Origin of the sequence: Chimaeribacter californicus (genome assembly GCF_002858675.1) — a bacterium.
Lineage (GTDB): Bacteria > Pseudomonadota > Gammaproteobacteria > Enterobacterales > Enterobacteriaceae > Chimaeribacter > Chimaeribacter californicus.
Map to the genome: position 1 here is coordinate 1 of NZ_PJZF01000032.1, position 24,315 is coordinate 24,315.

The following is a 24,315-nucleotide window of genomic DNA, read 5'->3' on the forward strand; positions in this document are numbered from 1 at the left end:
GCGCCGATGGTAGTGTGGGGTCTCCCCATGCGAGAGTAGGGAACTGCCAGGCATCAAATCAAGCACGAGGCCATCCGTAAGGATGGCCTTTTTGCTATGCAGCAAATCTGGCAGAAAATGTAGCTTTAGAAACATAACATCATACCCTTCGTGCGATCCCTGTTCAGAAAGACGCCTGTTACCACGGCTTAACACCACATAAATCCCATTTGTTATCACAAAACGGGCAGTAAACCTCCGCAAACCCTGATTTCATTAGCCTGCTTGTTAATGAATTGGTTAAATTTCCATTATTAATATTTGCCGAATTGGATTTTTTCGTTAAATCCAATCGCTAAAAGATAATGGAGAACAGAATGGCAGAGATTACTCATAGCGTTCCTGAGCGGGATGCTCAGGGAGACAAGAAAAAGCGCGTATTTGCGATTGTAGGCGCCTCATCCGGCAATTTGGTGGAATGGTTTGATTTCTATATTTATTCATTCTGCTCAATTTACTTTGCTGCAGCCTTCTTTCCTGCCGGTAACAGCACCACGCAATTACTGCAAACCGCCGGTGTTTTTGCGGCCGGTTTTTTTATGCGGCCTATTGGTGGTTGGTTATTTGGCCGGATCGCGGATAAGCACGGGCGTAAAACATCCATGCTGATCTCGGTCTGTATGATGTGTGGCGGGTCACTAATGATTGCCTGTCTTCCTACCTATGCCGCTATAGGTGCCTGGGCACCCGCCTTACTGTTACTGGCAAGGCTGTTTCAGGGGTTGTCGGTCGGCGGCGAATACGGCACCAGCGCTACCTATATGAGCGAGGTTGCGGTAAAAGGGCGGCGTGGTTTTTATGCTTCTTTTCAATATGTCACGCTCATTGGCGGGCAGCTTCTCGCCTTACTGGTTCTGTTGGTTTTACAACAAATCTTCAGTACCGGAGAATTAAAAGCCTGGGGTTGGAGAATTCCGTTTGCCCTGGGGGCCGCGTTGGCGGTGGTAGCCCTGTTCCTGCGGCGGTCGCTGAATGAAACGTCAGATCAGGCTACCCGGCAACATGAAGATGCCGGTACGCTCAAAGGGCTGTGGAAGCACCGCAAAGCATTCTTTATGGTATTAGGGTTTACTGCCGGCGGATCGCTCAGCTTTTATACCTTCACGACCTATATGCAGAAATATCTGGTGAATACCGCGGGCGTCGAAGCGAAAACCGCCAGCACAATCATGACCATGGCACTACTGGTTTACATGCTGTTGCAACCGGTGGTGGGTGCATTGTCCGATAAGATTGGCCGCCGCAACTCTATGCTGATTTATAGCGGGCTGGCCACGCTGCTGACCGTGCCGATTCTCTATACGCTAAAGGATGTGACTAATCCCTGGCTGGCGTTTGGGCTGATTGTCGGGGCGCTGACCATTGTCTCTTTCTACACCTCTATCAGCGGCTTGCTCAAGGCGGAAATGTTCCCACCGGAAGTGCGGGCGATGGGCGTGGGGCTTTCTTATGCGGTGGCGAATGCTCTGTTTGGCGGGTCGGCGGAGTATGTGGCGTTGTCGTTGAAATCATGGGGCGTTGAGAACGCCTTTTTCTGGTACGTCTCAGGTATGGCGTTATTGGCGTTTCTGGTGTCAATCAGCCTGCATCGTAAAGGGAAAGAGATTCAGCTCTAGTTTGCGCCTTCATAAAGCGTGTAGCCGGCCAGCGCGCCGGCAACATCCCAGCCCAGATCTTTCCAGCTCCAGCCGCTGCCTTCCGGGCGGCTGTCATATCCCTCTTTTGCCACGCCCAGGCTCAGTGAAAACAGCAGCCCGATATCACGGCGCTCTGCTTGCCCGGCATGCTGGCGTTCAGCATAGGCGCTGCCAGCGGCGGCAAGCGCGGCTGAGCCGATGAGGTGTTCAACCTTATCCTGTCCGGTCCACTTGTCCTGTGCATAATGGCTGCATCCGCCACAACTCAGCAGGGCGGAAAGCACCAGGGCCCGGCATAACAGTTTCCCCATATAGCCCCTATAAAAAACCCCGGCCTGAGCGCGGGGTGAGTGATCTACAGGATGCGGCTAATCAGCCGGTCAATCCGGATGCGTCGTAAGCGGCGGATCAGTTTGCGCACTTTCACCGGATATTGCTGAATGCTCTCCAGCTCCAGATAGTGGTTCACCACCTGGGTATGCTGGCGGATGGCCTCCAGCTCGGTGCGGCGTTGCTCATGTAACTGCTGATGCGGATCGTGGATCAGGATTGCATTCTCCAGATCGAGTCGCCAGGCACGCGGGTTGAGGTTATTACCGGTAATCAGCTGCCACTCTTCATCCACCCAGATCCCTTTCAGGTGATAGCTGTTATCGCCATCTTTCCATAAACGTACGATCAGCTGGCCGCTGTCAATAAAGCGTTGCAGGCGGCTGAGGAAGCGGCGCAGGTTAATCTCATACAGATAGGGCAGGGCACCAATAATTTTAAACGGCTGATCCTGCGGGATATAAAAATCGTTGGCGGTCTTATCCCCAACGATAATCTCCACCTGTTTTCCCTGGCGCAGCAGCGCCACCAGGTTACGCACCAGTAACGCGGGCAGGTTGAAATAGGGGGTGCAGAGTGTCAGCCGGTCATCGGCACAGGCCATCAGATGGAAGATGGTTTTATTCAGGACGCTCTGCTTGCCCAGCCCGACCAGGGGCGTCACTGCCAGCTGGTCGTTACCGGCGCTGCCGTGAAAACTGTACCCGGCACCGCGCAACGTCTGGCGGAACATCCGCGTTTCGTTTTTGATTTCCGGGCTTTTCGGGCGATCGCTGCGATCGAGGCGGGAAACCGCCTCTGCGGTTAACAGGTGCGTATTGATATACGCGATCATCGCATCCGCCATCGGCGCATTGCGGATCAACTGATACCGGTCGTAACGGTATTTTTCATGTTGATGCAGATAAACATCATTCAGGCTTGCGCCGCTGTAAATGACCTGGTCGTCAACAATGAACCCTTTCAGGTGCAGCACGCCCAGCGCTTCGCGCGTGTTGACCGGAACGCCATACACCGGCACGGCGGCATCAGGGTGCTGTTGTGCCATATCGCAATACCAGTCGGCATTGGTATGGCCGGCGGCCGCCCCGATACGCCCACGCTGCGCGCGGTGCCAGTCAACCAGCACCGCAATCTCCAGCTCCGGCCGGGCTTGCTTGGCGTGATACAGCGCCTCAAGCACGCTGCGCCCGCCGTCATCATTCTCCAGATAGAGCGCCACCAGATAAATGCGGCGCTCTGCCTGAGCAATGGCGTCCAGCAACGCCACACGGAAGTCCGCCGGTGCATAAAGCGTGCGGAGGGCATCTACCGTTTGGGGGAGTTTGGGCAAGTGTGCAAGGTGTTGTTGATGTTTATTGCGTTTAAATTTAGACAACATCACAGTGCGCTTCTTCTCTCTTTAAGTATGGCGGGAGCGCCACGGGCGAAAATAATAACCTGTTGAACCGGCCGATAATAACATTAGTCACCCGCAGGTGCGCAGGTTTTGCCGGTAATCGTCTGAATCATAGTGATTCTGAAGGTAACGGTGAGAGCGGCAATGTCAGGTTGACGATGCCGTCCTCCAGCAATACTTCGACCTGAAAACCGCGTTTTTTAGCCAGTGCAATCATGCCGCGGTTATTTGGCATCGTAATCCCGGTCAGGCGTTTCAAACCGTGATCGGCGGTGTACGCAATCATCTTGGCCAGCAACCGCCCGCCCAACCCAAGGCCCTTCAGGTCAGAGCGCACCAGCACCGAAAACTCGGCATCAATATTGTCAGGATCAGAGACGGCACGGGTTACGCCAATAATGGCCTGGCCATCGCCCTCCGGCCGCACCGCCACAAATGCCATCTCCCGATCGTAGTCGATTTGGGTCATATTCGCCAAATCTTCATGGGTAAACTCATTGATCTCGCTAAAGTAGCGATAGTAGAGATCTTCCCTGGTGACCTGGCTGATAAAGTGTTTCAGCAAAGGCTCATCTTCCGGCAGGATGGGCCGGAACAGGCACTGGCTGCCGTTTTTCAACGTCACCGGCTCTTCCAGCGCATGGGGGTAAGGGCGGATCGCCAGCCGCGCCTGCGGGTCACCGCTGAAGGGCGCCAGTTGCATCGACACATCAAGCAAACTGAAGTCGCTGCCGGAGACCAGCAGCGGGTGGATGTCCAGCCGGGTAATCTGCGGGCAGTCGAGGATCAGGTTAGAGACCTGCACCAGCAGCCCACTGAGCGCCGGGATATCGAGCGCACGCAGGGCGCTGCGGCCGCGGATTTTGCCGCCTTTTACCGCCTGCATCACCAGATAGCGTGCCAGTGTCATATTCAGCGGCGGCAACGCCACGGCCGCCTGTTCCTCCGGCCGCCAGGTCACACCGCCTTCACCCAGCATAATCAGCGGGCCGAACACCGGATCTTGTTCCACCACAATGCGCAGCTCCTGCGCACCGGCGCGGTTAGCCATGCTCTGCACCAGCAGCCCCTGAATCCGAGCCTGTGGAAACGCCCGCCGTACCCGGTCAAGGATCGCATCCGCCGCCTGTTGGACTTCGGCAGCGGTGCGCAGGTAGAGCATCACCCCCTGCACCTCAGACTTATGCGGAATATCCGGTGAGCGCAGTTTCAACGCTACCGGGTAGCCAATCTGCCCGGCAATGTGTACCGCCTCGGCGCTGTCCCCGGCGATCCAGGTTGGCAGGGTATGCAAACCATACGCCTGCAAAATGGCGCGCACCTCATGGGTATCGAGCTGGAACGTGCCTTCTGCCAGCGCCTGATCGATCAGCTGGTGGGCGTGGGCGCTGTCCGTGGCCAGCGCCACCGGCAGGGCAGGGGTTTCCCGCAGCTGCTTCTGGTTGCGCCGGTACTCCACCATATGCATAAAGGCCGTCACTGCACCTTCCGGCGTACGGTAAGTGGGAATTCCGGCATCGGTAAACAGCCGCCGCGCCTCCTGCGAGGAGTGCTCACCGCACCAGTTGGTCAGCAGCGTAATACGTTTGCCGCGTGGGTGGCGCTTCACGGTGTCGATCAGGGTCGCGGCGGTGGTGGTGGCATGGGCTGCGGCGCTCGGTGCATGGATCAGCAACAAGGCATCGTAATCCTGGCTGTCGAGCAGCACGCTCAGCGCCGCCTGATAGCGTGCCGGCGTTGCGTCATCGCGCAGATCCAGCGGGTTGCCGGGAGAGATAATGTCCGGCAGTGCGGCGGCCAGCGCCTGCAACGTCCCGGTTTCGAACGTTGCCAGTTTGCCGTGGCGGTGCAGTAGCTCATCCAGCGCCATCGCCGCCGGGGCGGCCCCATTGCTGATAATCAGCAGCCGCTCACCGCGCAGCGGGTGCATGTGGCTCAGGGTTTCGACGGCGGAAAACAGCTCATGGGTATCCTGCACCCGCAGCAGCCCGGCGCGCTGGATGGCGGCATCATAGGCGGCGTCCAGCCCCTGGTGGCCCTGCAACAGCTGTTGCGCCTGCGGGCTGCGGCCACTTTTGATCACCAGAATCGGCTTATTGCGCGAGGCGCTGCGAGAGGCGGAAAGAAACCGGCGCGCATCACTGACATGCTCGAGATAGAGCAGAATGGCGCTGGTTTTGGCGTCACGCGCCAGGAAATCGAGCAGGTCATCCACATCGATGTCGAGGCTGTCGCCGAGTGAAATGAAGTAAGAGAAGCCCATCGCCCGCTGTTGCGCCCAGTCGAGAATGGTATTGGCGACCGCGGCGGACTGCGAAATAAACGCCAGCTTGCCTTTCTTGATCGGCACCGGTGAAAAGCTGGCATTCAGTTGTTGCCAGGGGGCCAGCAGCCCCAGGCTGTTGGGGCCAAGCAGCCGCATAGAAAAACGCTGGGCGCAGGCTTTCAGTTCCGCAAACTGCGCCGGGTGGGAAGAAAGCACAATGGCGGTTTTGCAGCCCTTTTGCCCCAGCGCCTCGAGCAATGCCAGATTACGGTCAGCCCGGGTACAGATCACCGCCAGATCGGGCGTCACCGGCAGGCCGGCAACATCAGCGTAGGCCAGCACGCCGCAAACGGCCTGGCCGGTGGGCGTTACCGGCAGCACCGGCCCGCTGAAGCCCCCTTCCAGCAGGTTACGCATCATCAGGTTTCCGGCGCGCCCCGGTTTATTGGACGCCCCGATAACAGCGATCGATTTAGGCCGTAACAGCGCCTCTAATCCGCGTTGGCTCATCTGCACACTCTTCTGACATAGGCTGAGTGGATGATTTTACGCGCAATAGCGGAATTATGCTGTGACCTCAACCGGGCGATGCGGTTTTCCGGCCAGATAGCGCTCGCGGAAGGTGTGGAAATGGGTCGCCAGCCCGGTGGCTGCCGCTGCGTCACCCGCCTGTTCCAGCAGCACGGCGGCCACTTCAGCGGTGCAGTGCTGCTCCGGCCGCTGGGCTTCGCGCAGCAGATAACGCGACGTCGAGGCCACATTCAGTGAGAACATCGGCAGCGCGTTCAGGTAGGGGCTTTTGCGGAACATCTTTTTGGCTTCGGTCCAGGTGCCGTCCAGCATGATGAACAGCGGCGGCTTGCCGCCCGGCGGCAACTGGGTGAACACCTGCCGCCCTGGCTCAGCGTAGGCATCCGGGAACACCACATAGGCCTGGCGCGTAGGGTCTGCCACCGCGGCCAGCAGCGCCGGGTCGGTCTCAGTGCGTGACCAGACAAACGCCTGGGTATCGGGCAGGATGTCGGCGATCAGCCGCCCGGTATTGCTCGGCTTCAGCGCTTCGGTATCAAACATCACCAGACAAAAACGGCTGCGCGCCGGTTGCGGCACAATGGTGTCACACAGGCAATTCACCTGCGGCAGCAGGCAGCACTGGCAGCGGATAACCCGGCAGCCGCGGGCGCGGTAGGGGCGGGTTGATCGGGCCAGGCGCTCGCGGCGCAGGCGTAAAACAGCGTTGTCTGGCATGGGGGATTCCGGCGCAGTCAGGGGAAGGTAAGGCGCGCTATTCTAAACAACCGGTGCCGCCGGTGCCACCGTTAAACCGGCAGCACCGGGGCGATGCATCAGGCCCGATCGCCATTCATGCATTACACTGAAGGGTAAAGTGCGGCTTATTTCGCCATAATGGTTTCGTCGAGCCAGCCGTCAAACGGGGCTTTCGGCATGGCGCCGCTCAACATGTCCACCATTTCGCCCTTATGGAACACCATAATGGTCGGGATACTGCGGATGCGGAAACGCGCGCTGAGCGCCTGTTCCTGCTCGGTGTTAATTTTCACAAACCGCATTTTACCGGCGCGCTGTTGCGCCACCTCTTCAAACACCGGGGCGAAGTTCAGGCATGGCCCGCACCACGGGGCCCAGAAGTCGATGACTATCGGCAGATCGTCTTGCAGCAGTTTATCCAGCGTGGCGGCGGTGGCATGGGTCACTTCGCCGTCAAACAGGGGATGACCACAACGGCCGCATTTAGCGCCGTCATCAATGCGGTCTTCAGGCAGGCGGTTAGTGGCCTGGCAGGATGCACATACGGTATTCATAAAATAGCCTCAGTCAGAGAAACGGGTGTCAGCATGTCGCGTCAGGCGGCAGGAGACCTCCGGTGACGCACAAATATGTTGCTGCAATGTTAGCAGTATGGAGAGTTTCGGAGACATGAACAAAACGATTTGTTCAATGAATGCAATAGATTTTAGCTTTTAGCGATTGCGTGTGGTTTACCCGGCGCATATCAGGTAATCTGCGCGCCCAGCGCGTTTGGTAGGTGGAGAAGAGAATGAGCGATTCATTAAGTGGTAAAAGCGGCAAAGTCAAAGTGATGTACGTCCGCAGTGAAGATGACGGCGATAACCGTAACAAAGATCGCCGTCCGGCCGGTAAAGGGCGCGATAGCGGCCGCCCGGAAAACGGTCGCCGTGACGACCGCCGCGGCAGCGATGCCCGTGGCGGCAGCGAATCACGCGGCACCGGCCCACGTGGCGGCGACGCACGCGGTAACGGCCCTCGCGGAGGCGATTCACGCGGCCCGCGCGGCAGCGATGCCCGTGGCAGCGACACCCGCAATGACACCCGCCGTAATGACCCGAATCGCCCGCGCCGCCCGGCCCGTGACGATCGTGATGACGGCCCGTACACCTCCCCGTGGAAAACCGTGTCACGCGCCCCATCGGAAGAGGCCGTGCCGGATCACGGCGGCATCACCGGCAAAAGCTTTATTGACCCGGAACAGCTGCGCCGCCAGCGCGCCGAAGAGACCCGCGTCTACGGTGAGAACGCCTGTCAGGCGCTGTTTGCCAGCCGCCCGGACGCCATTGTGCGCGCCTGGTTCGTGCAGTCCGTTACCCCGCGCTTCCGCGAAGCGCTGCGCTGGATGGCGGCCAACCGCAAAGCCTACCACGTGGTGGAAGAGGATGAGCTGGCGAAAGCGTCCGGCACCGAGCACCACGGCGGCGTCTGTTTCCTGATCAAGAAACGCCAGGGCCTGACGGCGGAAACCTACCTGGAGCAGGCACCGGCCACTGACTGCGTACTGGCGCTGGAAGATGTCGGCAACCCGCACAATCTCGGCGGCATCATGCGTACCTGTGCCCACTTCGGCATCAACGGCCTGCTGGTGCAGGACCCGGCGCAGCTGGAATCCGGCGCGGCAGTACGCACGGCCGAAGGCGGCGCGGAGCATGTGAAAGCGATCAACGCCGATGACTTCCTGAGCGTGCTGGATACCTTCCGCAAGGCGGGTTACACCATCGTCACCACCTCCAGCCACAAAGGCACCCCGCTGTCGAAAGCGGCACTGCCGGCCAAAATGGTGCTGGTGCTGGGCCAGGAGCGTGACGGCCTCTCGGACAGCGCCTGGCAGCAGGGCGACCTGAGCATCTCCATCGGCGGCACCGGCCGCGTTGAGAGCCTCAACGTCTCGGTTGCTACCGGCATCCTGCTCGGTGAGTGGTGGCGTCAGAACCAGGGCTGATTCGCCCCGCGCCGCCTCCCCCCCAATAAAAAAACGGACGCCCAGCGTCCGTTTTTTTATGTCTGCCAATCAGTAAACGGACGCCTAGCGTCCGTTTTTTATTATGTTTGCCGATCAGTAAACGGACGCCCCAGCGTCCGTTTTTTTATGTTTGCCGATCAGTGCGCGCCACCGCCGCCACCGGGGCCGGAGCCGAACGGCGGGCGGGCAAACCACACCAGCGCCAACAGCAGGATGAAGATCCCCGCCGAAAGCCAGAAGATTTCGTTGGCCGAAATAATCAGCCCCTGATTGGTGATCTCCTGCGCCAGATAGGCTGACGCCTGTTGCTGGCTCATGCCGAGCTGCTCCAGTTGCTGGTAGGTCTGTTGCGCCATCGGGTTGAACGGGTTCACCGACTCGGTGAGCTGCGCGTGGTGCATCGCCTCACGATCGGTCCACAGCGTGGTGGTGATCGAGGTGCCGATGGAACCGGCCAGCGTCCGCATAAAGTTCGACAGGCTGGAGGCCGCCGCCAGCCTTTCCGGCGGCAGGCCGGAGAGGGTGATGGTGGTCAGCGGCATGAAGAAGCAGGCCACGGCAAACCCCTGGATAAACTGCGGCCAGGCCGAGGCGCCGAAATCCATGCCCGGCTCGAACGTCCAGGCGCGCCAGTAGAAGCAGACGGCATACATAATGAAGCTGAAGGTCACCAGCCGCCGCATATCCAGCTTATGGGCGAAGCGGCCGATAATCGGCGACAGGATCACCGGTAAAATGCCCACCGGCGCAGACGCCAGCCCCGCCCAGGTGGCGGTATAGCCGTACACCTCCTGCAACAGCTGCGGCAGCAGCACAATCGCGCCGAAGTAGAGCATATAGGCCAGGCTGATGCAGAGGCAGCCGATGGTGAAATTACGCTGCTTAAACAGCGCCAGATCCACAATCGGGTGGTCATCCGTCAGCTCCCAGACAATCAGGAACGCCAGCGCCACCACCGCCACCACCGTCAGGATGATGATCTCCCGCGAACTGAACCAGTCCAGCTCTTTGCCGCGGTCGAGCATCACCTGCAGGCAACCAATCCCCACCACCAGCAGCACCAGCCCCACGGTATCAATCGGCTTGATCTCGGTGCGGGTCTCGCGGCCGCGCAGGGTCTGCAGCGTCAGCATCACTACTGCAATACCGATCGGTACGTTGATGAAGAAAATCCAGCCCCAGTGGTAATTATCGCTGATATAACCGCCCAGGATCGGGCCGCAGATAGGGGCCACGATCACCGTCATCGACCACAGCGACAGCGCCAGCCCGCGCTTGGCAGGCGGGTAGTTACTGAGCAGTAAACTCTGCGACAGCGGGATCAGCGGCCCGGCCACGATGCCCTGGATAACGCGGAAGAAGATCAGCATCTCCAGGCTGTTGGACATACCGCACAGCCAGGAGGCCACGGCAAACATCACCGTTGACCAGAGGAACAGCTTCACTTCACCAAACCGCTTCGCCAGCCAGCCGGTGATCGGGATCGAAATCGCATTCGCCACGCCGAAACTGGTGATCACCCAGGTGCCCTGGGAGTTGGACGCCCCCAGGTTCCCGGCGATGGTGGGGATCGCCACGTTGGCGATGGTGGAGTCCAGCACCTGCATAAAGGTCGCCAGCGCCAGCGCGACGGTCATCCAGGCGAGCGGTGCGCCTTCAAGGGGTTTTTTAGCCACGCTTACCTCCGCCGGGTTCAGCCGCCATTCGCATGAATGATGTCAGCAATCATCTGGTTGACCGGGGCCAGATCCAGCGTCAGGGCATTGGTCTGGTAAAGCGGCCCCTGGCGCACGGTTTTCGCCAGCACCAGCCCGTCGGCATTGCGGGTATCAACTTTCACCAGCGTTGAGAGGCCAATGCGCAGCGGATGGGCGGCAATCTGTTGCGCGTCCAGCTCAATCCGCACCGGCAGGCGCTGCACAACCTTAATCCAGTTGCCGGTGGCGTTTTGCGCCGGCAGCAGGGAGAAGGCGCTGCCGGTACCCATGTCCAGCCCCACGACTTTGCCCTGATAAACCACCTCATCGCCATAAATATCACTGACCACGGTGGCCGGCTGGCCGATGCGCATCTGCGCCAGCTGGGTCTCTTTGAAGTTGGCATCTACCCAAAGGTTGGTGGAGGGCACCACTGCCATCAGCGCGCTGCCGGAGGCAATCTGCGCGCCCACCTGCACACTGCGGCGCGAGACGTACCCGTCAATCGGGGCCACCACGCGGGTACGTTGCAGGGCCAGCCAGGCATCACGCAGCTGGGCAGCAGCCTGTTGGATGGCCGGCTGCTGGGCCAGCGGGGTGTTGAGGATCATCGCCTGATTGGCGTTATATTGCTGTTGCGCAACATCCAGTGACGCTTTGGCGCTGTCTACCGCGTCACGCGCGTGTTGCAGCTCCTCGCGGCCGATGGCCTTGGCAGCCCCCAGCACGATACGGCGCTGGTAGTCACTTTCCGCCTGATTCAGCTCGGTTTTGCGCAGCGCGATCGTTGCCTGATACTGCTTGTTGTTGATGATCAGCTGGTGGGTCTGGCGCACGCTGCTGGCCAGTTCCGTTTTGGCGCGTTCAAACGCCTGTTCGGCATCGGTCGGGTCGAGGGTCAGCAGCACATCGCCCTTACGCACGAAATCGGTGTTATCGACGTTAACCCGCGTCACGCTGCCGGAAACCTGGGCCATAATCTGCACCTGGTTACCCGCCACGTAGGCATCATCCGTCTCCTGATAATGGCGCGACACCAGGAACCAATAAACAGCGTACGCCACCCCGACAACCAGGAAAATCGCGGCCAGAATAATCAGCGCCCGTTTGCGGGAGCGTTTCTTCGCGGTAGGTTGCTGCGGTTGTTGACTCTCCGCATCTGCACTCATGGTTTTCTCCACGTTTTATTGACTTATTATAATGTTACGTGCCGGGCCGTGATGGCCGGCACAGGTCCGATCCTTGCCCTGGCTACCCATGGCGGGTAACGCAGACCGCCCCGGTGCCGGAGCATCGGGGCGGTAAAAAATCATCAGGTTCCGTGCCGGTGGGGTCTGCCTGGTGGCGCCTCATGCACCACACCGCCTGCATCACCCCACCGGCATGGTGCCGGCAGGCGGGTTACACCGTGGCAGTTTGCTCAGCCATGTCCATCTGGTCAAGACGCGTCAGGAGTTTGCGCGTCAGGGCTTCCAGCTGTTGCTGTTCACTTTCTGTCAGGGTCGACCAGAGGAAGTGCAGGCTTTTATGCTGCGGCGGCAGCAACTGGCGCAGGAAGGCTTCCCCGGCCGGGGTCATGTGCAGGTGCAGGCAACGGCGATCGTTATCACTTTCCCGGCGCTCAATCCAGCCGCGCTTTTCCAGCTCATCGGCGATACGGGTGGCATTAGTGCGGGAAGAACCGAGTGCGGAACTAAGCTCAGACGGCTGAATGCTGTGGCTCTCCTGGGCATCCAGGGTGATCAGCGCCATAAACAGGGTTTCATTAATCCCCTGTGCTTTCAGCATTTTATTACGGTTTTCCAGCAGTTTGCTTTGCATATGCATACATAAACGTGTCAACAGGATCTCCTGGTAAGGGAAATCTTTCTGCCGTTTGGCACGAAAATTAAGCATCTGTTCAATTGGAGTAAACGAACTGTCCATTATGAGGAACCTCATTAGTTACAGGCGGTATAGTAACGATGGTGATTAACAAAGTAAACGCCACGCTATGCGAAATTGTTAACTATTTGTATCCCTTGGCTGCAATGAGCGGCCCGCTGAAGGCAGCCTATGCTGCCATCCAGGGGGAGAAACCGCGGCGGGTATCAGGCACAGAGAAACGCCCTCGCGCAGGTGACCCGGCACGACAGGAGACAAACAGGAAGGGTGCCGGTACAGCCAGCCAGCACAGTGATCCGGCCTGGGGCGCAACGGCAGATAGCGAAACAGCGCGTTGGCGAGGCCAACCACCAGCGTAAAAATAACGACCTCAGTGCTCATTGGTTACATCCTTGGTATCCACGGCAAGGGTTAAAGCAGAGACAGCGGGCAGGCCGGCGAACCTGAGAAAAGGACACCGGCAGAGAACCAATCAGGGCGGGCAAACTGTCGGTGAGACCAGGAAAGCGGGCTTGCGTGTCGGTAACGCCTTGGCTTTGCATCCGGTTAATGGCTGACATGCGCGTCAGCCATTAAAAGTAATTTATTAGCCAAACATTACCAGACTGTTAATAGTCTTAATACCCTAAGCCTGAAATAAATTGCGATCCTTACTATTCGCATGCTAATCAGGCGCGATGCTGGTGGTTAAACGCCCAGTGCACCAGGTTTATCAACGAAATCACCGCCCCTACTGCCACCACGCCCGTCCAGCCTGCATGTTGGTAAGCACTTGCTGACAACAAAGAGCCGGCGGCACCGCCGATAAAGTAACTGGTCATATAGCCGGCGGTCAGGCGGTTACGCGCTTCCGGCATCGTACGGTAAATCACGCTCTGGTTAGTGATATGCACGCCCTGAACCGCCATATCCAGCACCAGAATCCCGACGATAAGCCAGGCCACCGAGTGCTGGCCGTAGTAAATAGCCCCCCAGGAGAGCAGCAGCAGAATGATACCCGCGGTGGTGGAGTGTTTGGCGAAACCTTTGTCCGCCAGGTGCCCGGCCCGCCCGGCGGCCAGCGCTCCGGCCGCGCCCGCCAGCCCGAACAGCCCGATGGTGCCTTCCGAGAAGTGGAAGGGTGGCCCGGCGAGCAGAAAGGCCATCGACGTCCAGAGAATGCTGAAGTTGGCGAAAGAGAACATGCCAATCAGCGCACGGGTACGCAGCAGCGGGTTACGCACAAACAGGGTGAAGATGGAGCCGATCAACTGGGCATAATTGAGATCGGTATGCTGCTTCGAGCGGGGCAGCACGCGCCACATTACGGCGGCCATGATGAACATCAGCACACTCGCCACCCAATAAATGGTACGCCAGCCGCCAAACGTTGCCAGCGCCCCGGCCACGGTACGTGCCAGCAAAATGCCGAGCAACAGGCCGCTCATGATGGTGCCGACCACCTTGCCGCGCCGGTGCGGTTCGGCCATGGAGGCCGCCAGCGGCACCAGAATCTGCGCGACCACGGAGAACAGCCCGGTCATGGCGGTGCCGACCAGCATCAGTGACAGCGTGGTGGTAGACGCGGTGATCAGCATCCCGGCCCCGGCCAGCAGCATCATCAGCACGATCATGCTGCGCCGTTCGAACTTATCCCCCAATGGCACCAGAAACAGCAGCCCGCAGGCGTAGCTGACCTGGGCGACGGTCACGATAAACCCGGCCTGATTCACAGACAGGGAAAAGGCATGCGCGATGGTTTCCAGCAGCGGCTGGGCGTAATAGTTACTGGCAACTGCCAGCCCGGTGGCGACCGACATCAGCAGGGTCAGCGCCGGCGTCAGGGTGGCTTTTTTATGTTCAGTCATTATGGGTAGGTGGCTAATTAATGGTGGGGGATAGTATTACTCAGGAGGAGAGATTTGTATTGCCATACAAGGGGATGTTTTGATTGTTGGTGAGGTGGAAGGTTTCGGTTGTTGGTGGGGTGGATTGTTTTGGTTGTTGGTGAGGTGGCATGTTTCGGTTGTTCATGTGCAGTTGTCTACCCGGCTTTCCGAGCCTCAACCGAGCAGGGCGCGCCAGCGCGCTCGCCCTGCACCCGCGCGCTTTCAGTGGGTTGGCTGAATCATTGCACGCTCTCGCGTGTCCTCTCATTTCGCCTACGGGCTAATCGGGCCGCCGCAGACACGCTCCCGGCGTGGCTGCGACTCTCGCATACGTCGTGTGTGCTCGCCCGGCCCTTCGGCTCCATTCGGCAATGATTTTTACGCCCCCACCAGACTGCAAATCATTGAGTATGTAAGGAAAGAGTAGGCGGGGATTTGCCATTTCTTAACGCAATCAGCTACCGCGATAGGTGGAATAGCCATACTGGCTAAGCAGCAGCGGCACGTGATAATGCTCGGCGGTATTGCTGATATGGAACTCCACCGGGATCTCCGGGAAGAAGCTTTCCTGTTTTTGTTCGCTAAAATAGCGCCCGGTTTTAAACACGACGCGGTAATCGCCCGTGGCGGCAGGCTGCGCAGGCCAGAAGTGTTTGATGCGTCCGTCCTTGTCGGTCGTGGCCTGATTTAAAAATTTCCAGCCAGCTTCCTGTTTCTGCTCCAGCGTCACTTCCACATTGGAGGCCGGTTTACCGGTTTGCTGGTTCAGCACGTGTACGCTCAAAAGATTCTGCTCTGCGGCCATCGCGGTTGCAGAAGCCGCCAAGGCAAGCGCCAGGGCTGCCGCGTTGAAATAATGTTTCATAGTGAATTCTCCTGTTTGAATATTTCCCTGTTATAACGCGGAGTTAAGGTCAAACACCTGACGCCAGCATGACAAAAATGTCAGATTGGCTGAATGTCAGGATGGGGGCGCCAGGCTAGGGCGGATAGCGAATGCTGTATAGAAGATGGATACGCAGAGCGAAGGGACACAAGGAACCCCTCCTACTATTTCCTCACATACCTAAAGGTTGGCAGAAGTGGCGGGGCGTAAAAATCATTGCCGAGTGAAGCCGTGGAGCGAAGGCGTACACGGAATATCCAAAATATTTCCCCCTACCGTTTCCTTACATACAAACAGATAGGCAGTCTGGTGGGGGCATAAAAATCATTGCCGAGTGAAGCCGCAGAGCAGGGTTAACACATTGCCCAAAAAAGCCACCCCTACTATTTCCTCACATACCTAAAGGTTGGCAGAAGTGGTGGGGGCGTAAAAATCATTGCTGAGTGGAGCCGAAGGGCCGGGTGAGCGGGCATGGATGCCCGCGAGAGTCGCAGCCACGCTGGGAGCGTGTCTGCGGCGGCCCGATTAGCCCGGAGGCGAAATGAGGGTCACCCGCGGTAGCGGGCAATGATTCAGCCGGGGCACCGAAAGCGCGCGGGTGCAGGGCGAGCGCGCTGGCGCGCCCTGCTCGGTTGAGGCTCAGGAAGCCGGGTAGACAACGACACATGAGCAACCGAAACAAGCCACCGCCCCAACAATCGAAACACCTCACCCGCGGTGGCAGCAGCCACAAGGCCTCAGAAAAAGTGCCTATTTGGCGGCCGCCGCCGCCTCCGCCACCCATTGATCAAACAACGCCTGGTGCGCCGCAATCCACCCATTCGCCTGCTGCTCAATGTCAGCCTCCGAGCTTTGCCCGGCGTGCATCGCGGAGTTCTGCGCGTTAATGTCCTTCAGCGGCACTTTCATAATGGCAAACAACCTGGCGGCGGCCGGGTTCTTCTCCGCCCAGGCGCGGTTGGCCACAATGTGCATGGTGTTCACTTTGAAACCGTAATTCTTGCCGTTCGGCAATTCAGTCGTGCCATTCTTCTCACCCGGCAGTACGGAGAACGGTACCTGTAACCACATCACGTCACGGCCCGGGACCAGCACGTCACTCACCCAGTACGGCGTCCAGGTGTAGTAAAAGATCGGCTTGCCTTCCTTATAACGGGTGATGGTGTCGGCAATCATCGCCGCGTAGTTGCCCTGGTTGTTGTCCACGGTGGCATTCAGGCCATACGCCTTAAGCTGCGCGTTCAGCGCCGCCTCGCAACCCCAGCCCGGCGTACAGCCGGTCAGGTCAGCTTTGCCGTTACCGTTGGCATCAAACAGTTTGGCAATCTTCGGGTCTTTCAACTGCTCAACGTTGGTGATGTGGTACTTCTCAGCGGTTTTGCGGTCAATCAGGTAGCCCTGCGCCGCGCCGGTCACATAGGCACCTTCACGGTAAAACACCTTATCGCCCCCGGCGGCGCGGTACATATCATCGTGCAGTGGTGCCCAGTTCACCGCGGTAAAGGTCGCGTCACCGGCGGCAATCGAGGTATAGGCGACGTTATAATCCACCTCGCGCGTCTCCTGCACGTCATAACCCAGCTTCTCTAACGCTTTATTGACCAGCAACGTCTGGAACGTCTCTTCACTGATGGTGCTCTGAATCGGCTGGACGGTAACGCCTTTACCCGGCAAATCGGCGGCAAACGCGCCGGACGCCAGCATACTGGTGCTCAGGGCGGCGGCCCACAGGCGGCTGTGTTTCATGTGCTCTCCTTCATTGTGTGGTTTTACCGGCGGGGAACGCCCGCCGGGGAGGGAAATGATCAGGCAGTGCGGATAAACGGACGGGTCAACAGCCCCACCGGGCCGGTGGTGTACCAGCGGCGGGTGCCCTTGCTGCGGCGGTCACGCCCCAGGGATTGCGTCAGGCGATCCAGAATGATCGCCAGGATCACGATCCCCAGCCCGCCCACGGAGGCCAGCCCCATGTCGAGGCGGCCGATGCCGCGCAGCACCATCTGGCCCAGCCCGCCGACGGCGATCATCGAGGCGATCACCACCATCGACAGCGCCAGCATCAGCGTCTGGTTAATCCCGGCCATAATGGTCGGCATCGCCAGCGGCAACTGCACCTTGAACAGCATCTGGCGCGGGCTGGCTCCAAAGGATTCCGCCGCTTCCACCAGATCGGCCGGCACCTGGTTGATGCCGAGGATCGTCAGCCGCACCACCGGCGGCAGGGCGAAGATAATCGTCACCACCACGCCGGGCACGTTACCGATGCCGAACAGCATCACAATCGGCACCAGGTAGACAAACGCCGGAGTGGTCTGCATCGCATCCAGCATCGGGCGGATAATCTTCGAGGCGCGCGGGCTGCGTGCCAGGAAAATCCCCAGCGGCAGGCCGATCAGCACACAGAAGAACAGCGAGGTCAGCACCAGCGACAGCGTCACCATCGCCTGTGACCAGGCGCCGATCGCGCCAATCAGCACCAGCGACACCAGCGTCGCGACCCCCATGCCGACGCTGGCGAACTGCCAGGCAATCAGCGCGAAAATCAAAATCGCTACCGGGGCGGGCAGCCCCTGCAACAGCAGCTGGAAGTGGCTGAGGATAAAGTCCACCGGCACCCGGATGCCCTGGAACAGCGGGCGGAAGTGCAGCACCAGCCAGTCAATCGCCACCGTGACCCAGTGGTCAAACGGCAGCCAGGTTTTATGGAACGGGTCCATCAGCGAAAAGTGCTCCGGCGCGGCCTGCGTCCCGGCGTTCAGCCAGTCAGTGCCGGATGCTGCCGCCTGATGGGCGCTGTCAGCCGGTGCCGCAGCGGCATGGCCGCCGGCGGCGTTATCCGCCGACCACGGGTCGATGCTGGCGTCCAGCGGCTGATCGGCGGCCTGCGAGGCGGCATCGGCCGTCGCCCACGGGTCACTGGTGTCCTGCGCGGCCTGGGCGAATTGGGTGATGTCCTGATGGGGTGCATTACGCATTGGCGTTGCCCTCCTTGTCGAGTGCCTGCAACAGCATGGCTTTGGAAATAATACCGACGTACTGGTTATCGTCCGCGATGACCGGCACCGCGCACGGGGCCGCCGCCACCGTGGAGATCAGCTCGCTGAGCGGCATCTCCGCCGGCACCGGGGCCGGGTCGGTGAGCAGGGCGCTCTCCAGCGGCAGGTTGGCTTTCAGCGCCTGCTTCAGGGAGTCAGACGACACCACGCCGACAAAGCGCTGGCCGCGCTCCAGTACATAGCCGTAATCACGGTCTTCATCTTCCAGCAGTTTCAGCGCAGAACGCGGGCCGAAGCCGGGGGTCTTGCGGATCAGCGTCACGGCCCGGCGGCGGGCAATATCTTTGGCGCTGAACACGTTGCTGATGTCCACACCACGGAAGAAGGTGCGCACATAATCGTTGGCCGGATTATTCAGGATCTCATCCGGGGTACCGACCTGCACCACCACGCCGCCCTGCATAATCGCAATGCGATCGCCAATACGCATCGCCTCGTCCAGATCGTGGGAAATAAAGACAATGGTGCGCTGATGGCGGGCCTGTAATTTCACCAGCTCATCCTGCATCTCAGTACGGATTAACGGGTCGAGCGCCGAGAAGGCTTCATCCATCAATAAAATATCAGGGTTATTGGCCATTGCCCGCGCCAGGCCGACACGCTGGCGCATGCCGCCGGAGAGTTCATCCGGGTAGGAGTGGGCATATTTTTCCAGCCCCACCTGGCGTAACGCATCCAGCGCTTTTTCATTGCGTTCCGCCGCCGGTACACCGGCTAATTCCATGCCGAAAGCGGTATTATTCAGCACCGTCAGGTGCGGCATCAGCGCGAAAGATTGAAATACCATGCTGATCTTATTCCGGCGTACAGTACGCAGGGCGCTGTCCGATATTTTGGCAATATCTTCGCCGTCAATCAGCACTTCGCCGCGGGTGGGTTCTATCAGACGATTGAGAAGGCGCACCATGGTCGATTTGCCGGAGCCGGAGAGGCCCATAATGACAAAGATCTCGCCTTCTTCAATGGCCAGACTGGCGTTTTTGACGCCCAGTGTCAGCCCGGTTTTCTCAAATATCTGCTCCTTGGTTTTGCCCGCTTCAATCATTTTAAACGCCCGTTCCGGGTGTTCGCCAAATACCTTATAAAGATTTTTTACTTCGAGTTTAATTGCCATGCGATATGAGGTTCCCTCACTGGTGGAAATAGGGAATAGGGGCGGAAAATATCACCTGTGCCGTAAAAAAGCGTGCCTGCCCCAGAATTTTAACGCCCTATACCCTAGCACAATAAGAATCTCTGACAACCCTGAATACCCGGCGGGAAATAGATGAGGCGCGCCAACAGACGATTATTCTGTAGCAGCAATAGGCGCTATTTCCCGTGAATTTCCGGTGGCGGATTACTGAATTTTCGCCGGGCAAAATGCCGGCAGAGGCAGGAATAACAACGGCTGAGGGGCAAAGGTTGACAAATTTATTTTTTCTGACGTGCGCGGCCTATTTCCCGGCAAATAATGCCCGCATTTTGCATGAAACAGGGCGCTGAAAACGGCGCAGACAGAATATATCACTGTTTGCGCCGCGCATATTATCCGGCCCCGTCAGGCGTTTTCCGGTACAAACGGCGCGGATGGCCGATTTTGCCGTACTGCATTTCAATCTGCACAAAACCGGTTTCCACACAAAACTCCAGATAACGGCGTGCGGTGGTTTTGCTGATGCCGCTCTGCGCCACCACCTCATCCACGGACCAGGCGACATCCGGCCGGGCGGTAAACAGCCCTTTCACCAGCGCCAGCGTATTTGGCTCAATCCCTTTGGCCCCGGCCTCGTCCGCCGGGCGGCGCGCCTGCAAATTATAGAGCGCATCGACGTTGCTCTGGTCGAGCACCTTAAAACTGCGCTGGGTATGGATAAACTGCATAAACCGCTCCAGCGAGTTGCGCAGCCGTTTGTAGGAAATAGGCTTAATCAGGTAATCAAACGCCCCGGCGCGGATCGCCTGGCTACAGGTGTGCATATCGCTGGCGGCGGTGATGAAAATCACCGAGCACTCGCTGTTCTTCAGCAGTGAATTCTCTACCAGCGCAATGCCCTGGCCATCCGGCAGGAAATTGTCCAGCAGCAGCAGGCACGGGCGATGTGCGGCAATCAGCCGCCGCGCCTCGGCCAGCGTGGCCGCGATGCCCGCAACCCGCAGGGCAAAATTCTGCTCAATAAAGTCCGCATGGAGCCGCGCCAGCGCCGGCTCATCCTCCACGATCACCACATCCAGCGGCGCAAAACCGGCCGGGCTGAGGGTATCCATCAGGTCAGGGTCGTCCATCAACGGTTTCTCTTCAGGTTATCGCCACCGGTGGCGGATTAGGAATAAACAGGGAAAACAGCGTGCCGCGCGGGCTGTTGTCGGCCACTTCGATCAGGCCACCCGCCTGCGCCACATAGCGCGACACCAGATAGAGGCCGATGCCGTGATCGCCTTCCGGTTTGCTGGTGACACCCGCCTCAAACAGCGACGTGCGCAACGCCGGGTCAATGCCGCTGCCCTGGTCGCCGACTTCAATCACCAGCTCGTCATGGCTGTCAGTCAGGTAGAGCGTCACTTCGCGGCCGGGCGGGGTGGCAGCCAGGCTTGCGTCCATGGCGTTATCCAGCAGGTTGCCGAGGATCGACATCAGCTCGCTTTCACCGATCCGGGTCAGCGGCTGATGCAGCCGGCAGGCCGGGTCGAAGGTCAGCAGAATGCCCTTTTCGTGGGCGGCGGCAAATTTGCCCAGCAGCAGGCCGCACAGGGCAGGGGAGGGGAAGCGCGCCGACAGGAAATCCAGCAGCGCCTGCGACCCGGCAGACTGCGCCTCGATATAGCGCACCGCCTCATCATAGCGTTTCATGTGCAGCATCCCGGCCAGCGTGGCCGTCCAGTTCAGTTGCTCATGGCGCATAATGCGCAGGCTGTCGGCGTAGCGCGTCACCTGGCTGAGCTGGCTGCTCAGGGTGTTGATGTCGTTTTTATCGCGGAAACTGATCACCCAGCCCTGCGGCTCCCCACCTTCGTGCATCGTGACCCGGTTGGCGATCACCTGCCGCTGGTTGAAACGGCAGATCGCGTCATGGCGGTTCTCCGCGTCACTGGCGTGGAAAAAATCCGGCACCGCGTGGAGAACCTCCCCGACCGGCTGGCCGATCAGCGCGCTTTCCGGCAGCGGGATCGCCAGCATATCGCGCGCCGCCTGATTGATGGCAATGATGCGCCGCGCCGGGTCGAGGGCGATCACCCCTTCATAAAGGGCGGCCAGCAGCGCCGTTTGCCGCCGTACCAGCTGGCCGATCTGCTCCGGCTCCAGCCAGAACATCTGCCGCTTCAGCCGCCGTGAGAAAGACCAGGAGAAAAGAAACAGCGCCAGCAGCAGCAGCGCCACAAACCCGACAATCTGCGACACCTGCCGGGCGTTGAGCTGCGCGATATGTGACGCCAGATAGCCCACCGATACAATGCCGATCACCGTGCCCTGCGCGTCCCGCACCGGGGCCTTGCTGCGCAGCGACAGCCCGATGCCGCCCTGGCGCACGGTAATTGTCGTCTGCCCCTGTAACACGTCGCGGTTATCACCGCCGATCATCGGCGTACCCACGCGCTCCGGGTGCTCTGAGTGGTAGAGGTGTATCCCCTGGCGATCGCCGAACACCAGATAACTGGCGTCACTCTGCGCCCGCAGCCGGTCACCCATCTGCCGCAGCGCGGCGGCGTCGTGCCGCTGGAGTGCGTCGATCACCGGGGGGATCTGCGCAATCTCCCGCGCCTGCACCTCGGCCCGCGCACCGAGGTCACGGTGCAGTTGTTGATCAAGTGTATGGTAAAGGTAATAGGCCACCAGCCCGAGCAGCAGGCAGGAGAACACTACCAGACTGAGGAACAGCCTGATCTGGAAGGAGAGTGTGGGCTTGTCAGCGATCATGCAGGCCAGAATTTGCGGATTGAGACATTTGGTTAACCTACCATTAACAAGAGGCCGGCGTTATCCCCTTTTTGCTGCCGCACGGCAAACCGCCACAAACCCTGCAAGGATGCTGAAAAAAGTTGCATTAACACCATAGAAACCATTATCCCCATTAACCCACCGATTTAATTTTGAACACCCTCACAACCGGGCGGGGGGCGCTTTCCCTATCCTTTCCCGACAATGACAAAAAGGGGAAACCGATGAGCACGAGCGATGATGCCTACCTGGCGCTGAAAGAGAAAAACGCCACCCAGATGACCCGCCGTGAAAAGTGGTGGCATATCATGGACACCTACAAAATCGGCATCATCCCGTTGCCCCTGTTTCTGCTGGCCGGGGCACTGATCCTGATCGACTGCCTGGCGGGCAAATTGCCGAGCGACATCGTGGTAATGGTTGCCACCCTGGCCTTTTTCGGCTTTGCCTGTGGGGAGTTCGGCAAACGGCTGCCGCTGGTGGGAAAACTGGGGGCAGCGGCGATCTGCGCCACCTTTATCCCGTCGGCGCTGGTGCATTACGGCCTGCTGCCGGAAGTGGTGGTGAACTCGACCATCAGTTTCTATAAATCCACCGACATTCTCTATCTCTACATCTGCTGCATTATTGTCGGCAGCATCATGAGCATGAACCGCGAAGTGCTGATCCAGGGCTTCCTGCGTATTTTTGTGCCGATGCTGTGCGGTGAGCTGGTGGGGATGGTGGTGGGCATGGCGGCCGGGTTCGCGCTGGGGCTGGATCCATTCCAGACCTTCTTCTTCCTGATTCTGCCGATCATGGCCGGCGGGGTAGGGGAGGGGGCGATCCCGCTCTCCATCGGCTATGCCGCGATCCTGCATATGGATCAGGGCGTGGCGCTGGGGCGCATCCTGCCGATTGTAATGCTCGGCAGCCTGACGGCGATCGTGCTGGCCGGGACGCTGAACCAGCTGGGTAAACGCTACCCGCACCTGACCGGCGAAGGCACCCTGATGCCGAGCCGCCGTGGGCGCATGGCGGCGATGACTGAAGACGCGGGGCGGCCGGACGTCAACGCGCTGGCGTGCGGCGCACTGCTGGCGGTGCTGCTCTATATGGTCGGGATGCTCGGCCACCGTTTGATTGGCCTGCCGGCCCCGGTCGGGATGCTGTTTGCAGCGGTGGCGGTGAAGCTGGCGAACGGCGTGTCGCCGCGCATCCAGCAGGGGTCACAGATGGTGTATAAGTTTTTCCGCAGCGCGGTGACGTACCCGATTCTGTTTGCGGTGGGGGTGGCGATTACGCCCTGGCAGGAGCTGGTGAACGCCTTCACCATCCCGAACCTGATGGTGATTGTCTGTACCGTCAGTGCGCTGGTGGGCACCGGTTTTCTGGTGGGCAAGAAGATCGGCATGCACCCGGTTGACGTGGCGATCGTCTCCTGTTGCCAGAGCGGGCAGGGCGGCACCGGTGATGTGGCGATTCTTACGGCGGGTAACCGCATGGCGCTGATGCCGTTTGCGCAGATTGCCACGCGGATCGGCGGGGCGATTAATGTGTCGGTGGGGTTAATGGTGTTGGGGCATTTTTTGACCTGAGCGGTCGGCTTTAGCAGCAAGGCTATTTAGGCAGGTGAGGTGGATGTTTCGGTTGCTCATGTACGGTGGAAGGTTTCGGTTGTTCATGTACGGTGGAAAGTTTCGGTTGTTCATGTATGGTGGAAAGTTTCGGTTGTTCATGTGTATTTGTCTGCCTGTCCCTCTGAGGCTCAACCGAGCAGGGCGCGCCAGTGCGCTCGCCCTGCACCCGCGCACTTTCGGTGCCCTGGCTGAATCATTGGCCGCTCTCGCGGCTCCCCTCACTCCGCCTCCGGGCTTATCGGGCCGCCGCAGTGTAGTGGTCCAGTTATTTAGGACACGTTCAGCGGTTTTATTTTCTGCCTTTCTTTCTCGATGGGCGATAGCCCCCCGTTACTGCGATGGGGCCTTATCCGGTTGTAATAACCTGTCAGATAAAGTCTCACATCCTGCTCTGCCTCTTCATCATTCGCGTATCCCTTCGGCGGCAGCCACTCCGTTTTCAGG

Annotated in this window: 18 protein-coding genes; 3 read left to right on the forward strand and 15 right to left on the reverse strand. The window is 59.3% G+C overall.

All coding sequences use genetic code 11. The annotated features are described in order from the left end of the window. Positions 1–356 precede the first annotated feature (356 nt). On the forward strand, positions 357–1,655 hold the full coding sequence (locus tag CYR55_RS22030) for an MFS family transporter (RefSeq protein WP_101818461.1): 1,299 nt from the start codon (positions 357–359) through the stop codon (positions 1,653–1,655). On the opposite strand, the gene CYR55_RS22035 is transcribed toward CYR55_RS22030, so the two are convergent. The 5 genes from CYR55_RS22035 to trxC all read right to left on the reverse strand — a co-directional run bounded on the left by CYR55_RS22035 (position 1,652) and on the right by trxC (position 7,494). Further along, a complete protein-coding gene (locus tag CYR55_RS22035) occupies positions 1,652–1,987 on the reverse strand; it encodes a YfiM family lipoprotein (protein ID WP_101818462.1) in 336 nt (111 codons plus the stop codon). The genes CYR55_RS22030 and CYR55_RS22035 overlap by 4 nt on opposite strands. A gap of 44 nt (positions 1,988–2,031) precedes the next feature. Further along, positions 2,032–3,387 carry a CDP-diacylglycerol--serine O-phosphatidyltransferase gene (gene pssA, locus CYR55_RS22040; RefSeq protein WP_101818463.1) on the reverse strand — a complete coding sequence of 452 codons (1,356 nt, stop codon included), beginning with the start codon at positions 3,385–3,387 and terminating at the stop codon, positions 2,032–2,034. Positions 3,388–3,514: 127 nt separating this feature from the next. After that, a complete protein-coding gene (locus tag CYR55_RS22045; RefSeq protein ID WP_101818464.1) occupies positions 3,515–6,181 on the reverse strand; it encodes a bifunctional acetate--CoA ligase family protein/GNAT family N-acetyltransferase in 2,667 nt (888 codons plus the stop codon). A 54-nt stretch (positions 6,182–6,235) separates the two neighbouring features. Continuing rightward, positions 6,236–6,919 carry a tRNA-uridine aminocarboxypropyltransferase gene (locus CYR55_RS22050; RefSeq protein ID WP_101818465.1) on the reverse strand — a complete coding sequence of 228 codons (684 nt, stop codon included), beginning with the start codon at positions 6,917–6,919 and terminating at the stop codon, positions 6,236–6,238. 146 nt (positions 6,920–7,065) lie between these two features. Next, positions 7,066–7,494, reverse strand: a complete 429-nt coding sequence (gene trxC, locus CYR55_RS22055) for a thioredoxin TrxC (RefSeq protein ID WP_101818466.1) — start codon at positions 7,492–7,494, stop codon at positions 7,066–7,068. A 236-nt stretch (positions 7,495–7,730) separates the two neighbouring features. Between trxC and CYR55_RS22060 the strand changes: the two genes are divergently transcribed. Further along, positions 7,731–8,924: a tRNA/rRNA methyltransferase gene (locus tag CYR55_RS22060; protein ID WP_101818467.1), complete on the forward strand. Its 1,194-nt coding sequence runs from the start codon at positions 7,731–7,733 to the stop codon at positions 8,922–8,924. A 158-nt stretch (positions 8,925–9,082) separates the two neighbouring features. Here the strand turns inward: CYR55_RS22060 and emrB are convergent, their stop codons facing one another. From emrB to CYR55_RS22110, 10 genes are all read right to left on the reverse strand, one after another. Continuing rightward, the gene (gene emrB, locus CYR55_RS22065) at positions 9,083–10,621 is read right to left on the reverse strand and encodes a multidrug efflux MFS transporter permease subunit EmrB (RefSeq protein WP_101818468.1); all 1,539 of its coding nucleotides are present in this window, start codon (positions 10,619–10,621) and stop codon (positions 9,083–9,085) included. A 17-nt stretch (positions 10,622–10,638) separates the two neighbouring features. Next, a complete protein-coding gene (emrA, locus tag CYR55_RS22070) occupies positions 10,639–11,811 on the reverse strand; it encodes a multidrug efflux MFS transporter periplasmic adaptor subunit EmrA (protein ID WP_101818469.1) in 1,173 nt (390 codons plus the stop codon). Positions 11,812–12,043: 232 nt separating this feature from the next. Then, entirely contained in the window at positions 12,044–12,568 is a 525-nt protein-coding gene (gene mprA / locus CYR55_RS22075) for a transcriptional repressor MprA (RefSeq protein WP_101818470.1), read from the reverse strand. A gap of 626 nt (positions 12,569–13,194) precedes the next feature. After that, the gene (locus tag CYR55_RS22080; protein WP_101818471.1) at positions 13,195–14,373 is read right to left on the reverse strand and encodes an MFS transporter; all 1,179 of its coding nucleotides are present in this window, start codon (positions 14,371–14,373) and stop codon (positions 13,195–13,197) included. A 475-nt stretch (positions 14,374–14,848) separates the two neighbouring features. After that, on the reverse strand, positions 14,849–15,259 hold the full coding sequence (gene hiuH, locus CYR55_RS22085) for a hydroxyisourate hydrolase (RefSeq protein ID WP_101818472.1): 411 nt from the start codon (positions 15,257–15,259) through the stop codon (positions 14,849–14,851). A 771-nt stretch (positions 15,260–16,030) separates the two neighbouring features. Next, positions 16,031–17,026: a glycine betaine/L-proline ABC transporter substrate-binding protein ProX gene (gene proX / locus CYR55_RS22090; protein WP_101818473.1), complete on the reverse strand. Its 996-nt coding sequence runs from the start codon at positions 17,024–17,026 to the stop codon at positions 16,031–16,033. A gap of 59 nt (positions 17,027–17,085) precedes the next feature. Continuing rightward, on the reverse strand, positions 17,086–18,255 hold the full coding sequence (gene proW, locus CYR55_RS22095; protein ID WP_101818474.1) for a glycine betaine/L-proline ABC transporter permease ProW: 1,170 nt from the start codon (positions 18,253–18,255) through the stop codon (positions 17,086–17,088). Beyond that, positions 18,248–19,450 (reverse strand): glycine betaine/L-proline ABC transporter ATP-binding protein ProV, encoded by a 1,203-nt coding sequence (proV, locus tag CYR55_RS22100; RefSeq protein ID WP_101818475.1) that lies wholly within the window; start codon positions 19,448–19,450, stop codon positions 18,248–18,250. The genes proW and proV overlap by 8 nt, the downstream gene beginning before the upstream one ends. 413 nt (positions 19,451–19,863) lie before the next feature. Next, the gene (locus tag CYR55_RS22105; RefSeq protein ID WP_241522205.1) at positions 19,864–20,601 is read right to left on the reverse strand and encodes a response regulator; all 738 of its coding nucleotides are present in this window, start codon (positions 20,599–20,601) and stop codon (positions 19,864–19,866) included. A gap of 13 nt (positions 20,602–20,614) precedes the next feature. Then, entirely contained in the window at positions 20,615–22,231 is a 1,617-nt protein-coding gene (locus tag CYR55_RS22110) for an ATP-binding protein (protein ID WP_101818476.1), read from the reverse strand. 245 nt (positions 22,232–22,476) lie between these two features. On the opposite strand from CYR55_RS22110, the gene CYR55_RS22115 reads away from it, so the two are divergent. Beyond that, entirely contained in the window at positions 22,477–23,829 is a 1,353-nt protein-coding gene (locus CYR55_RS22115; RefSeq protein WP_101818477.1) for a 2-hydroxycarboxylate transporter family protein, read from the forward strand. The last annotated feature ends 486 nt before the right edge of the window (positions 23,830–24,315 follow it).

What these genes read in the sequence shown, in the direction of transcription:
- pssA (WP_101818463.1), bottom strand. Translation starts at nt 3,387, where the DNA reads ATGTTGTCTAAATTTAAACGCAATAAACATCAACAACACCTTGCACAC.
- mprA (WP_101818470.1), bottom strand. Translation starts at nt 12,568, where the DNA reads ATGGACAGTTCGTTTACTCCAATTGAACAGATGCTTAATTTTCGTGCC.
- CYR55_RS22030 (WP_101818461.1), top strand. Translation starts at nt 357, where the DNA reads ATGGCAGAGATTACTCATAGCGTTCCTGAGCGGGATGCTCAGGGAGAC.
- trxC (WP_101818466.1), bottom strand. Translation starts at nt 7,494, where the DNA reads ATGAATACCGTATGTGCATCCTGCCAGGCCACTAACCGCCTGCCTGAA.
- proV (WP_101818475.1), bottom strand. Translation starts at nt 19,450, where the DNA reads ATGGCAATTAAACTCGAAGTAAAAAATCTTTATAAGGTATTTGGCGAA.
- CYR55_RS22105 (WP_241522205.1), bottom strand. Translation starts at nt 20,601, where the DNA reads ATGGACGACCCTGACCTGATGGATACCCTCAGCCCGGCCGGTTTTGCG.
- hiuH (WP_101818472.1), bottom strand. Translation starts at nt 15,259, where the DNA reads ATGAAACATTATTTCAACGCGGCAGCCCTGGCGCTTGCCTTGGCGGCT.
- CYR55_RS22045 (WP_101818464.1), bottom strand. Translation starts at nt 6,181, where the DNA reads ATGAGCCAACGCGGATTAGAGGCGCTGTTACGGCCTAAATCGATCGCT.
- proW (WP_101818474.1), bottom strand. Translation starts at nt 18,255, where the DNA reads ATGCGTAATGCACCCCATCAGGACATCACCCAATTCGCCCAGGCCGCG.
- CYR55_RS22060 (WP_101818467.1), top strand. Translation starts at nt 7,731, where the DNA reads ATGAGCGATTCATTAAGTGGTAAAAGCGGCAAAGTCAAAGTGATGTAC.
- CYR55_RS22050 (WP_101818465.1), bottom strand. Translation starts at nt 6,919, where the DNA reads ATGCCAGACAACGCTGTTTTACGCCTGCGCCGCGAGCGCCTGGCCCGA.
- emrA (WP_101818469.1), bottom strand. Translation starts at nt 11,811, where the DNA reads ATGAGTGCAGATGCGGAGAGTCAACAACCGCAGCAACCTACCGCGAAG.
- proX (WP_101818473.1), bottom strand. Translation starts at nt 17,026, where the DNA reads ATGAAACACAGCCGCCTGTGGGCCGCCGCCCTGAGCACCAGTATGCTG.
- CYR55_RS22110 (WP_101818476.1), bottom strand. Translation starts at nt 22,231, where the DNA reads ATGATCGCTGACAAGCCCACACTCTCCTTCCAGATCAGGCTGTTCCTC.
- CYR55_RS22035 (WP_101818462.1), bottom strand. Translation starts at nt 1,987, where the DNA reads ATGGGGAAACTGTTATGCCGGGCCCTGGTGCTTTCCGCCCTGCTGAGT.
- CYR55_RS22080 (WP_101818471.1), bottom strand. Translation starts at nt 14,373, where the DNA reads ATGACTGAACATAAAAAAGCCACCCTGACGCCGGCGCTGACCCTGCTG.
- CYR55_RS22115 (WP_101818477.1), top strand. Translation starts at nt 22,477, where the DNA reads ATGAGCACGAGCGATGATGCCTACCTGGCGCTGAAAGAGAAAAACGCC.